The 13,340-nt window shown below is 56.9% G+C and carries 6 protein-coding genes; 4 read left to right on the forward strand and 2 right to left on the reverse strand.

The window, feature by feature from the left end:
• Positions 1-124: 124 nt before the first annotated feature.
• Positions 125-1,069: a TniB family NTP-binding protein gene (locus GLS40_RS17695; RefSeq protein ID WP_160383883.1), complete on the reverse strand. Its 945-nt coding sequence runs from the start codon at positions 1,067-1,069 to the stop codon at positions 125-127.
• 455 nt (positions 1,070-1,524) lie between these two features.
• Between GLS40_RS17695 and GLS40_RS17700 the strand changes: the two genes are divergently transcribed.
• Together GLS40_RS17700 and GLS40_RS17705 are read left to right on the forward strand one after the other, a co-directional pair.
• The gene (locus tag GLS40_RS17700; RefSeq protein WP_160383886.1) at positions 1,525-2,355 is read left to right on the forward strand and encodes a DUF3883 domain-containing protein; all 831 of its coding nucleotides are present in this window, start codon (positions 1,525-1,527) and stop codon (positions 2,353-2,355) included.
• The gene (locus tag GLS40_RS17705; protein ID WP_202076303.1) at positions 2,352-3,392 is read left to right on the forward strand and encodes a hypothetical protein; all 1,041 of its coding nucleotides are present in this window, start codon (positions 2,352-2,354) and stop codon (positions 3,390-3,392) included. The genes GLS40_RS17700 and GLS40_RS17705 overlap by 4 nt, the downstream gene beginning before the upstream one ends.
• Before the next feature lie 91 nt (positions 3,393-3,483).
• Here the strand turns inward: GLS40_RS17705 and GLS40_RS17710 are convergent, their stop codons facing one another.
• Positions 3,484-7,935 carry an NACHT domain-containing protein gene (locus GLS40_RS17710; protein WP_160383884.1) on the reverse strand — a complete coding sequence of 1,484 codons (4,452 nt, stop codon included), beginning with the start codon at positions 7,933-7,935 and terminating at the stop codon, positions 3,484-3,486.
• Between the two features lie 692 nt (positions 7,936-8,627).
• On the opposite strand from GLS40_RS17710, the gene GLS40_RS17715 reads away from it, so the two are divergent.
• Both GLS40_RS17715 and GLS40_RS18060 read left to right on the forward strand, forming a co-directional pair.
• The gene (locus tag GLS40_RS17715) at positions 8,628-12,704 is read left to right on the forward strand and encodes a HigA family addiction module antitoxin (protein ID WP_160383885.1); all 4,077 of its coding nucleotides are present in this window, start codon (positions 8,628-8,630) and stop codon (positions 12,702-12,704) included.
• A gap of 63 nt (positions 12,705-12,767) precedes the next feature.
• On the forward strand, positions 12,768-12,956 hold the full coding sequence (locus GLS40_RS18060) for a transposase (RefSeq protein WP_235905982.1): 189 nt from the start codon (positions 12,768-12,770) through the stop codon (positions 12,954-12,956).
• The last annotated feature ends 384 nt before the right edge of the window (positions 12,957-13,340 follow it).

A 13,340-nucleotide genomic window follows, 5' to 3' on the forward strand; every position in this document is an offset into this window, starting at 1 on the left:
GGCGGCCAACCTCCCGCGCTGGTCTATTGGCAAAGAAATGATATCAACCAACCCGATCAGCAGGTGCAACGAGTAGCTTAATTTACGCCAGATCCTGTCCAAGAGATGGGGAGTAGCTCAAACCTCACGCGGCCTCGTGGAGTTTGGTGAGGTCGATTTCGCCCCACCGCGGCGCCAGGAATACGTTCTTGCCTGGCATGACACCCTCCTGCATGGCCCATGAATGCGCGAAATGCTGCGCCGTAAGCTGGCTGTCGCCGTTCAGAAGCGCCACTTCGATCGCGGCGATGATGTTCTCGCTACAGCGCCCGAAGCGGCCGCGGCTCGCGTAGACAAGCCGTGCGATCAGATCCGGCTGCGGCGCCGGGGGCTCAAGAACCGCCTTCATGCAGAACCCGTCCATCAGGCCGCGCAGCATCTTCTCGTGGGTGGAGGCGGAGATCGCAGGAAGTGTGACCTTGGAGTAGCGCCTTTTGACCTGATCGTCGTAGGACGCGATGTTCCACAGGGAGTCGATGCCGGTGAGGATGAGGATGACCGCCCCCTCCCCCTGCATGATCGACTTCAGCATCTTCAGGATATCCTCGATGCCCTTGCCCGCCCTGAACAGATCGTGCGCCTCGTCGATCCAGAGCACGACCGTGCCGAGTTCCTGCATGCGGAAGCGGACAAGCCGCCAGATGTCCCATTCCTTGCGCTTTGGCGAGACCTCCGGGTATCCGGTCTCCTTCAAGATTTCGAGGCCGAGGCTCTTCAGGGTCGCGGGGCTCGGTACCCGAACTCCGACCCATGGCTTGCACGCGGGGTCGTCGCTCTGCAACGCGGGGTGGTTCTTCAGGACATGATGCACCAGCGACGTCTTTCCACCACCCGGACCTTCGACCAGGACGATGCCGTGCGTGTCTCCCGTCGACGTAAACGTCACGGGTTCTGCCAGAGGCTGCCCTTCGGCGTCGTGCCGCAGCAGACGGTCGAGATGTTGCTGAAGAATTTTGTCGCGGGGTGTCGTGATGTAAGTGTCGCGAAGGTCCGCGATCGTGGTGAAAGGATCGGCTACGAGCTTTGCCATGCTGTTGGGCTCCGTGAGATGATGGTTTCCGCCAGCCGACGCGCATCGGTTCGATCACCCGCCGGCCCGTACCCGGGAAGTGCGTTCATCGGGATTTCTGCGGGAATCGAAGTGACGCAACGTCATGCGCCGACGTCAGCGATATCGGTGATGTTGGGACGGCTGGGCCCTCAGTTGACGGTGATTGTCGCGCTTCAGATTTCTCTGCGCGATCGTCTCCAGCTCTTCATGACGGGTCTCCTGTTTCGTCGCGCTCAAGAGGTTGGCCGAGTGCTATGGGGAGGAAGAAGATTTCACATGAAATCCGGAATCGCGGAGATAGGTCCGTTATTCGCGGCACTTGGTTCGCTGTCCGATCAATGCCGATGACCCATCGCGCAGACACATGTTCGGCGCTTCCACACAGCGTCACCTTTCGGAATGACAAGCTATTCGGCACCTCCTACCGTGCCGACATGGAAACAACGGATTGGTCCGATTTCGAAAACGACGCTGTGGTGGCAGCGTATTTCTCGATGCTCAGCGACGAGCTATCGGGGCGGCGCTACAACAAGGCAGCGCAGAACCGCACATTGCAGGACCAGATCGACCGCAGTCGGGGCTCCATCGAGTTCAAGATGTGCAACGTCTCCGCTGCCATGCGCGGCCTCGGGTTGCCCATCATCCAGGGCTATGCGCCCCGGTTCAACTTCCAGATGGCGCTCGCCGAGGCTGCAGCCCGCTGGCTGGCGCAACATCCGGACTGGGAGATCGCGTTGCATCGAAAAGAGCAGCGCCAGATGGCTGAACCCGCACCGATTTTTGTCGGCGTAGCCCCCACCCTCCGGAATGCACCGCCGCCGGACGAGCTGGAACAGATGCAGCGTATCGCCCGCCGCTTTGACGCCGCTGGACGCGATGAGCGCAACCGCGCCCTCGGCTCCGCCGGAGAAGAGCGTGTGTTTCACCACGAGCGCGCGACCTTGAACTCGTATGGCCGAGACGATCTCGCGCGGCGCGTCCGATGGGTATCGAAGGAGGACGGCGACGGTCTGGGCTACGACATCGCCAGCTTCACGCCTGATGGGCAGGATCGTCTGATTGAGGTGAAGACAACCAACGGATGGGAACGCACGCCCTTCCATATCTCGCGCAACGAGTTGGAGGTGGCGGAAGAAAGGCGCGACCATTGGCATCTCTTCCGCCTCCATGACTTCGCCCGGGATCCCAAGGCGTTCGAGTTGCGCCCCCCGCTGGACGCACACGTCTCGCTGACCGCCACAAGTTTTCGGGCGAGCTTCGAATGACGGGCGAAGGTCGCTTGTTTCGCCGGACGATCGGCATCGACTATTCAGGAGCTCAGACGGCTGAATCCAGCTTGAAAGGCCTCAGGGTCTATGAAACCCGAGACGATGGGACACCGGTCGAGGTCCAGCCTCCACCCAACCCAAGGAAATACTGGACGCGCCGAGGCTTGGCCGAGTGGCTGATCGCGGAACTCGAGTCCGGCGTTCCAACCATCGTCGGCATCGATCACGGCTTCTCTTTCCCCATGCGTTATTTCGAAAGGCATGGTCTCGCCCCGGACTGGGATGTCTTCCTGGAGGATTTCTGCACTCATTGGCCCACGGATGCCCCGCACACCTATGTGGATTTCGTCAGAGACGGGAGTGTCGGAAACGGTGCCGCGCGCAGTGGCGAGCGGGAATGGCGCCGACTGACGGAAGAGGCAACCGGCTCGGCGAAATCGGTGTTTCACTTTGACGTTCAGGGCTCTGTCGCGAAATCCACCCATGCTGGGATCCCTTGGCTGAGGCGCATCCGATCCGCGCATCCGGGGCTGCATTTCTGGCCTTTCGATGGTTGGGAGCCCGCCACAGGAAAATCCGTGATCGTCGAGGCTTATCCGCGGCTCTGGAGTGCCAACTACCCGGGGGCGAACCGCACCCAGGACCAGCACGACGCCTACTCCATTGCGCGCTGGTTGCAGGACGCAGACCTGACAGGAGTGCTTAGGGCAGCTCTTCAACCGCCCCAGCCGGAAGCAATCGCTGGATATGCCGCCGTCGAAGGCTGGATCTTGGGCGCAAGCTGGCCGCCACAGCAGGAATCAGCTCGCCGCCGAAGGGCCGTTGGCCGTGATGCAGGGAAGACCACGAAGCCCGGATATGTGAACAGAAACCGGCAGGAGGTTTTGCATGGCACAGGTCTTCCCGGGAACGATCACAACCAGGTCGTCTACCTGTTGCAGTGCCGCGATTGTAGCCACCGCTACGGTGCCAACGGTTCCGATATCTTTCAACGAAAATGTCCTGTTTGCGGAGGTGGTCGACCTGGCTTGTAAGGGCGAACTCCAGAAGTTCGCGGCAGGTGAAAAAACACTATGTGGAGGCAATAAAGCGGTCGTTCAGAGCCAGGCCGAACATTCTGCTTTCTTAGCCAGAGTCATCTTCACGACGCTGGCGTGTCTCATCGGTAGCTTGGGTACATTGCCGAAAGACACCATCCTCGAGCATCCAAATGCTCGTGAACCACCGCTGGCCAAATGCTTCTTTTCGTTCGGAGTATAGCTCCTTGCCGCCGCCGATTACCCAGATCGGGCTCAGTGCCTTTTCGGTAATAAAGCTCAGGAAGACTTCCCTGTCTACGAGTCCGGCACTTCGCCCGGGCATCGAGACCGACGGATCCTTGTAAATCTCTCTACCATTCGGATCTGTATAGATCAGATCGCGCCCATCCTTAAGCCACATATTCAAGCTTCGCATCAGCCAAGGACAAGGTAGTATCACGCTCAAATTCTGCACTAAGCTGAAGTTGTATCCACTCGCTTCTTGCCGAAGGCCAAATGTAAGGCCGCGTCCCCCAACAGGAGCCGTGACCCATGCGGGGGACGGTTTTTCGATCCACTTTCGAGCCCATTCGTAGGTCCACTCGTCGTCAATTTCTGAACGCCATCCGAACTCACCAAGAAAATCATCCGACCACGTTTCCGTAGGAAACCCGAGGTCATGATCTGCTGTCAGCATTTGACCCTCAAGGTGTTTCAAAGCTTTTGGAAAGTTATTCTCTCGAACGACAAAGCACGTTAGCCGTCGCCAAGTCTTTGTATTGATATGGGCAGATTGCGCTGAGGCGCCTGCGCCGCTGAAGCTCTGAAAGTCTTGAAGTGGCAACCATTTTTGACCCGTCACATCGGGTTTTAGATCGAGCAGTTCCTCGCCGTCCAGAAAATCTCGCTCACTCTCGAACCATTCCCACGCCTCTTCGGCAGAGCGTGGTGACAGAATGGGCACCTTAGGCATCCAAAAGGTGGGCTCATTGAACCCTGCCCAGCCCCAGTCGTGACTTTTCGTCATGAGATGGCTCGGATCCATGTCGCGAAGCTTGTGAACAGTGTCACGAAGGGGTTGTGATCGGTCGCCCGCTACGGTTCCGCAGTTATCAGAGATGCGCGCCATCAACTCCCTCAAAGCGATCCATTGATATTTCTTGCCAATCCGTTCCTTCGTATGATTGTTTCTATCGCTTGTGCAGCTGCGGTCGAAGTCGTGATGCAAATCAGGGCTCCAGCCCAAGGCATGCGCTCGACGGCAGATCCAGCGCTGCGCCCAGCCTTGGTTGAAATGGGCAGCACGGTCTGCTCCCCAAGTAGCAGAGCGTCCAGTCGACCAATGTCCAGCGTGGACACGATAGTCTTCGTAGCGCTGATCGCCGAGGAGCTTACTCAGTTGCCTTTCCAGCGTTTTATGGCGTTTTCCTTGCTCGGTACCGGGGTACGCCCAGTCGTTCGATGAAGATCGAAGTGCAATAAGATCATCAACAAGAGCTCGTTCACCCGCGGTAGAGGACGCATCGAACTCAGCTCGCCATGCTTGATACAGTTCCGCTACCGTTGGAAGAGCAGATTGCCGACTGCCGGCAGCCCAGTCCTGTACCGCGTACTCAATGACATACCTTGCAAAATCGCCGTGGTCTCCAGTTGAGTCGATAATATCCCAAGAGGTTGCCGAATTGCTCGGATCGTTGCCGCGTTCCATGTTAGGCGCGTATTCAAGTGGCCAAGGACTGTTGAACGGAGGTTTGAGGCGGGTGTCAGTGGGAACGTTCAGGGTACAACCGCGATGCCTGGCATAGTCGAGAAGCCCAACGAGATGGTCGCACCAGAGAATGTCTACTGGCGGATTGTTCCGAACGAAATATCGTTCTGCGATCGTTTGAGCGATACCAGCAAGCTCGGTATCGTCCCAAGCGGATTGCAAGGCCGCGCCGTACATCGCTGCGGCAAGCCTTTCGCCAATGTAGGGATCATTGATTGTTTCGAAGCGACGAACCAATTCTGGCCCACATTTGGGCGCGGCGACCAGTAAGGAAACCAAGGCCTTAGTCGAGCGATCCCTCGCTCGCCGAAAAGTAGTAGATAGGCACCAGGTCAGGATGACCGCGGCGTTCTTTGCGGCTTCGTCATCCAGGGTCCCAAGTCTCGCATCCATTGCCCAATCCATTAGATCGTGCAGCGGTGTGTCGAGTTCTTGGCCACCCTCCCGGCCATTGTCGGCAGCTTGCCCTACATATATCGACCATGCAGCATCCCGCTCCGGCATCGGTTGAGCCGTAAGTTCGTCGTGAAATGTATCCAGTCCGAACAATCCTTCCCTGCCGAGGGCGAGGTGAATACGTGTATTCCAAATGTCATCGGGATCGGCCCACTTCTCCAGTAGTTCAAGGCTTCGAGCTGTCACGCTCTCGCGTCGACGTAAGGCAATGTTTTCTGTGGAAATGCAATAATGCAGCCGATCCTTTGGTTTTTCGAAGGCGTCCGTCAGCTCTATGCCAGTTCTTTCGGGCAACTGGATGGAAAGGGCATCAAGCACCCCTTGCGGCGTACTCCGGTGGTCGCAAGCGATTGAGAGAGGCGCATCGGGTGAAAGTGGTAATGGAAGAACGCCGTCGGACAGCGTCGCGTCAAGGATGGCTTTCGCAGCCACATGATCGCCGAACCGCTCAAAGCTGAAGCGGACATAATCCTTATCTTCACCATTCTCGCTGATCGGTTCGATTGCGAGTAGCCCTTCGTCGCTGAGTGCTTCGAGTAAATCACTGTCGAGGTTTGGACTGGTTCCGCAGAATGGAGCGAGAAGTTCAGCTGCACGTTCATAATCGATGATAGGATCAGTAGTCTTGGCGATTTCGCCCGCAAGGATTTCGATCGCTTTGGCTGGATATCTTCGGCGAGGAGCAAGCTTCAAACGAGCTTCCACGGCATCGCAGAGTGAATCTCGATACATTTCGAAAACTTCTGTGACGCCCTGAAGCCCTTTAGGGAAGCGCCGCGCGCCTTGGCGATCCAGTGCATCGCAGCAGACTTTCAGGAATAGTGGATTGCGGAGTTCACTTGGTAGGAAAGGCTGGTCTGGCAGCAGGATATTGCGCAAAGAAAGAAATTTGCGGGCGTCACGCATCGAGAAACCGGAGTGATTTAGGCGCGGCAACTTGGTTTTGTCCAGGTTTGGCGGCACGATCTGTTGCAGATAAGTTGAGCGACAGGACAGAACAACAACCACGTTGGGATAGGCTTCAGCGTCTTTTAGGAAAGCGGCTATGCGGTCGGGCCAGATCTCGCGTCCTCTGCGTTCGTTGATCGCGTCGATGCAAAGCAGGGTACGAACGCCGGTCGCCTCGCCGGCAGCGTCGAGAGCACCAAGCAATTGATCTCTGGTGTAGGAGACAGGCAGACCGAGTTGGTTCGAAATCTGAGGCCAGATATCGGCATCGGTCAACTGGCCGCCGAGCAGAAGAACTGCCGGGCGGTCTTTTGTCAGTTGATGGCTACAGGCATCAGCGAGCAAGTGGGATTTGCCAGTGCCCGCTTCTCCGGTGATCAGCAAATGGGGAGTGATCGCCATATCCCACTCACTGGCTCGCAGCGTCACGAGAACTCGTTCCAGTGTTTCGAGTGTACGGCGTGCATGATGAGACTGGTCTTGTTTCTTTTCCGCCTCATCACTGCTTTCGGCGTATACCCGACGGATCTCATCGTGATATTCTTGGTCTACTATTTCCAGCCCTTGAGACACCACGTTGCGCCAGTGGGCGACCGGCCAAGCATCGTGAGGAAGTCGATCGACCTCGTCGAAAAGCGCACCAAGTGAAGTCATCGTATCGATGGCTTCCCTTGAAAGCTCAAATTTCGCAAGGAACTCGTTAGTAGCTTCTTGCAGCTTGCTGCGATGATCGCGGAGTGACGTCAAAAGCTCGGGGTTTTGCGCAGCTCCGAGGAGGGCGCGGCGGATGGGGAGCTCCACACTGGTTTCGGCTGTGTACCGCTGGCCCAAAGCTGCTTTGCTCCGCTCGAACTGATCCTGAAACCAACTGGGAGCGAGAAACTGGGTGTCGAACCAATACAGAATGCGCCCCGCATGATGCCCGCTTGGATTCGTCAGCCTGGATTTTAGTGCGGAAGCGTCCCAAAGATCTATTTCGAGTTGGCGACCCTGAGAGCCAGCAGCAGCGATTTCTTTCGTGCGCCAGTCTTCGAACGCTTCCAGTTGCGTTTCCTTTTTTGAGATTGGATCAGACCGATCAAAAGGGATGCAAACGAAGATCTTCGTTAGATTCGGATGCTTCTGTAGAGCGCTTTGGATGGACGCACTTAGGCTGCGTTCCAAGTTGTTATCAAACGCCCAAGAGTATTTGGCTTGCCAGCCATGTTCGGTGCCATCGGCGAAGCGTATAAAACATTCAAGGCCACCGTCTTTTCCTGGACCTTTACGATGGAACCGGGTGCCTGCGGGTCTCGGCTCCAAGCCAGCGAGTTGGCACACGAGTTCTTCGAATCCGGCAGAAGCTTTGCCATCAATCGTCCTAATCTTTCTAAAGTCAATTTGCACAATAGTTTCCGAGCTACATATTGGTGGCCGCATTTTCGGAGCCGGGTGGGCTACGATACGATGGCCTTTCTGGCCGCCCTGAAGGCGTTTTCACACTACTCTTTCCATTCCTACGAGAGTTTCTCATAATTTCAACCGTCTACGAGGCCTTAACAGAGTGCTGAAAACTCCGGCCTCGACGTCCCTCGCTGAACATGATTCATCGCCACCACGGCATGGACGGAAGTGGCGCTTGGGGTTTCGGAACGCCGCGCCTGGCGAGCCTTGGGGCAGCATCAATCCACGCAGCGCAAGGTTCCCTTCAGCGATCTTTAGCTGCGGCACCATCCTGAGGCAGCCATTCGCGATTCCGCGGCGAAAGCCCGCTCCGTCCGCGCTGCGGTCTACGTGGGACGAAAATGCTGCGCGATGCACGAACGACCGGTCTGGGGAAGCCGCGCTGCACCATCAGAAGGCTGCTTCAATGGCCGGTCAGGGCCGTTCGCATCGTCCCGGCGGAGCGAGCGAAAGCAGAAGTTCGCCACCCGTGCGAGCGCATCCCGTGCCGACTGCAAAAGCCGCCTTCCACCCGAGCGCTAATCCCGATCAAAGCCCCCTACACCGAGGTACGAAGGATGCGAAGATAAACAAGTTGTATCGTGTCGCGCTACACGATACAGTTCCGGTAGCGTAACTTGCTTCGGGAGTGGAACATGTCGAGCAAAATCGCCAAGGCGGATCATCCCGGCCCATACATCAAGAGCAATGTCATCCCGAAGGGGATGAACGTAACCCAAGCCGCCAAGGCGATTGGCGTCGGAAGGCCCGCCCTGTCGAATCTTCTGAACGGTAACGCACGCCTTTCAAGTGAAATGGCCATGAAGCTTGAGAAAGCATTTGGCGTGAGCGCGAGTGAACTGCTTGCGATGCAGAGTGTTTTCGATGCCGGAATGAGTGCATCAACGACAAACATGACCGCCGTAAGGAGCTTCGTGCCGCCTTTTGCTGCCCCGAAGGCAAATGACATCGAGCAGTGGGCTAATAACGTGGATTCACGCGCCAAGTTGGCCGCGTTATTGAGGATACTGCTTCACTCAACCTGTGACGACCTTCAGAAAGTGGACTTCCCCGCTCATGATGACTCCCAGCGTCCTGGCTGGGATGGAAAGGTCGTGACGGTGACAGGAAATCCGTGGATACCTACTGGCGCGTCAGGCTGGGAGTTCGGAACAAACAAAAATATCAAAGAGAAAGCCGACGGTGACTTTTCCAAGAGCGTGAAAGCCACCTCCAAAGCCGAGAGGCTCAAAACGACGTTTGTCTTTGTTACGCCCAGACGTTGGTCAGGAAAGGATGCCTGGCAAACGGCGCAACTGCCCAAGAAGCAATGGAAAGATGTCGTCGTTCTGGACTCCAGCAACCTCGAACAATGGATGGAACAGTCTATTCCTGCTCAGGTTTGGTTCGCCAACGAAAACGGCAAAGATTTTCGTGGCACGAAGTCACTTGAGCGCTGCTGGGTGAAGTGGAATGCGGATTGCGACCCAGCCTTTACGCCGCACATATTTGACGAAGCGTCGATTATTGCTGGCAAGAAGCTCCTTGCACATTTGCGTGGGGAGGATCGAACGCTTCGGATCGCGTCGGACTCCGTGCTGGAAGGTCTTGCGTTTGTTTACGCGATGTTGAGCGGAGACGACCCTGAACTTTTAGCGATACGCGACCGCGTGGCCGTCTTTTCCGAAGCCGGGCCACTAACCGAACTCGCCAACAAGTCGTCCCGCTTCATACCGATTGTTACAAACCGCGAAACCGAGGTTGAACTGGCTGAGACGGGAGCGCGCCTTGGTGGAATATCAATCGTGCCGCGCACAATGGTACAAAGCGAGGCTGATATTGTTCTTGATCCCCTCAGCGGAGAAGCATTCCGCAAAGGCCTCGAAACGATGGGGCTGGACGGCGATCGGATAGAACGCCTCAAGGACGAGTCGGGCCGGTCTCTCACGGTGCTGCGCCGCCGCCTGGCGCGGGATCAGGCTATCAAGTCACCGGCATGGAGCGCTGACAAGGCGCTTGCGCGCTCAGTGTTTCCTTTCATGCTGGCAGGCGCATGGAAGAATGACAACGAAGCGGATCGAATTGTCCTTTGCCATTTGATGGGTGAGGACAGATATGCGGAGGTCGAGAGGGAGCTCGGCAATCTGTTGCCAATCGAGAGTTCGCCCGTCTGGTCGATAGGTTCGTTCCGAGGGATCGTGTCCAAGATTGACGCCCTCTACGCGGTGCATCAATGGGTGACGCCCGAAGACCTTGAACGCTTCTATCAGGCTGCTGACCTCGTGCTTTCGGAGCCCGATCCTTCACTCGAACTTCCAGAAAGTGAACGCTGGGCAGCGAGTATCCACGGCAAGACCCGCGACATATCTTCTGCGTTGCGAGAAGGCATCGCCGATAGCTTGGTTATTCTGGCGATGCACGGCAACGGGCTCTTCAGGAATAAACTGGGGGTGGATACACAATCTCAGGCAACGCTCCTGGTGAGAAAGCTCTTCGCAAGCATGGACGGCGAGACAATAGAGTCTCAATCCGATGAATTTCAGCGGTATGCTGAGGCCGCGCCGGAAGAGTTCCTGGGGATTATCGAGCGGGACTTGGCCAGAAATGATCCGAGCACACAAGTTTTGATGCGCCCGGTCGGTGACCCCCTGTTCTCCAGTAATCCACGAGTTGGCCTACTGTGGGCACTGGATTTGTTGGCATGGTCGCCGGAATACCTCCCTCGTGTCGTGGATGTGCTTGCAAAGCTTTGCGAACTGGAGCCTGAGGATCGTAGCGGCAACAGCGCGATGCAAAGCCTGCTTTCGATCTTCCGTAGCTGGATGCCCCAAACCTCCGCCAACGTAGAGCAGCGGATTGCAGCCCTGGATCAATTGGTGAAGCACTTTCCCGAAGTCGGATGGGCGGTTGCGAAGGACCAGTATGACTTACGGTCGCGGACCGGCCACTACAGCGTAAAGCCGAAATGGAGGGACTATGCCTTTGGTAGCGGAGAAGTGGTGACCAACGGAGAGCGCTGGAAATTCGAAGAACACTGCCTTGAGGTGGCCCTTTCTTGGACACCAATGACAAGAGAGAAACTTGCTGATTTGGTGGATGGTCTGGAGGGTTTTGGAGACGACTATCGCGCTCGCGTGTGGGATCGCGTGGTCGACTGGGCAAAAGCGGCCACCGACGAGGATCGGGCTTGGTTAAGGGAGCAAATTCGCGTGGGTGTTAGCAGGAGTGCCCGCCGCCTGAGCAAGAAGGGAGCGTCGAAGACGGCTACGAAAGCTAAGGTAAACGAGGCGCGCGATATCTATGACGAGTTGGAGCCTGACGATATCGTCTGGAAGCACGCGTGGCTGTTCAAGAATTCATGGGTAGAGAACTCGTGGGAAGATATTCACAACGATGAGCACGACTTCGAGGCACGAGACGTGCGCATCGCCAAACAACGAAAGGCGGGCGTCGAAGCTGTGTTGGCGCAGGAAGGTGTTCCTGGTGCCGTACGCCTTGCTCTTTCTGGGAATGCTTCGCACATAGTGGGTAACAACCTCGCGCAGATCATGAGCTCCGAGGCGGATCAGCTCGCCTTTATCCGGCGCATCGTTGGCGATCCCGACTTCCTGACTTCGACCAAGCTACAGTTCCTGCTGGACGGCTTCTTTTTCTCGTTGGGTGACAAGAACGCGGTTGGCTTTATCAATGGATTGCGCGGCGAACTGACCGATGATCAGCTGGTTCGCCTGTTCTGCCTTTGCCGGTTTGGGCAGACAGTTTGGGACGCTGTGGAAGCTTCAAGCCGCGCAGTGTCCGAAGGGTACTGGAAGACTGTGTCCGCACACTGGGCGAGGCAGACAGAAGATGAGCTACGCTACGCTGTAACAAAACTAATTGAAGCCCGACGCGGTCTAACGGCGCTGCAATTCATCCATCTGGACCTGAAAAACATCGAGTCCGAGCAGCTCTACGAAATCCTGCAGGCTCTTCCCCGAAGCGACGAAGCGGAGCGGGGAGCATCCTCGATGGATCGACACTCCATTGAGGAGGTGTTCAAGATCCTCAATTCGCGCGGCACAATTGACCGCGAGAGGATGGCTGGTCTGGAGTTCCTGTATCTGGAGGTCTTTAGGTTCGATAGAGGGCGTATTCCTAACCTTGAGGCCGAGGTAAACGACAACCCGTCTCTATTCTGCGAGGCCATTCGCATGGCCTACAGGGGAAAGAACGAACCCAAGGATGCGGAAACCACCGATGAGCAGAAGACGGCCGCCAGAAACGCCAACACCTTTATTGACGCACTTTCTTCAGTGCCTGGGGTTGATGAACACGGTGTCATCCACGCAGAGAAACTGAAGGAATGGATTATCGAGGCAAGGCGCATCAGTGAGCTAACGGGTCATCGCGCCATGCTTGATTATCAGATCGGGGAAATCCTCGCACACGCCCCTTTGGGAGAAGATGGATCATGGCCTTGTGAACCTGTACGAGAGGCCGTCAATGACTTGTATAGCGTCGAGATTGAGCGCGGCATCACAATTGGGCGCTACAATGCCCGCGGTGCGACTTGGCGGGGTGAAGGCGGAGCGCAAGAGCGCGAGCTGGCGGATCAATATGAGGGCTGGGCTAAAGCTTGCGAGTTCGAGCACCCACGCATGGCGAGAATCCTGCGCGAGATGGTTCGCAAGTATATCGCTGAGGCCGAGTGGCAGGACAATGAGGCAATGATCCGTAGGCGCATGCGATACTAACATCGTAACCCTTCGGCTGGGGCCGCCTGACGGGGCGTTGGAAGCGATGATAAATCCGACGTTATGGTCGACCTTATTTTCGCACCCCAAGTTGAGATCCTGCCCACCGAGGATACGCTGCGTCGTCGGCACTGGAGCGATGCCAACAAAAAAAGGATAATCGAGGAAAGCTATCGGGGACATCGGCAAGTCTCAGCAACAGCGCGGCGGCATGGCATCTGCCGTTCGCTTCTGACCGTCTGGCGACGGTAACTTGAAGGCGAGCTCGGAGACGCAAGCGTCCCTGCATTCGTCCCAGTGAAGATGGCGCCGGATATTGATGCCCAGTCGATGCGGCGGCCGGGCCCCGACGTCCAGCTCGAGACCCTTCTGCGGAACGGGCGGCACCTGCTCGTGCCGTCGTCGGGGGCGCCGGACGCATTCGCCAGGCTGCTGCCGGTCCTACAGGGAAGCTGAACTGCAGCGCCGCATACGCAGCCCAAGGTCCACTAAAGGCCGCACCCATACGAGCGTTTTCTGAGCTACTCCCCATCTCTTGGACAGGATCTGGCGTAAATTAAGCTACTCGTTGCACCTGCTGATCGGGTTGGTTGATATCATTTCTTTGCCAATAGACCAGCGCGGGAGGTTGGCCGC

This window comes from Pseudooceanicola pacificus, from assembly GCF_009789075.1.
GTDB classification, from domain to species: domain Bacteria; phylum Pseudomonadota; class Alphaproteobacteria; order Rhodobacterales; family Rhodobacteraceae; genus Pseudooceanicola; species Pseudooceanicola pacificus.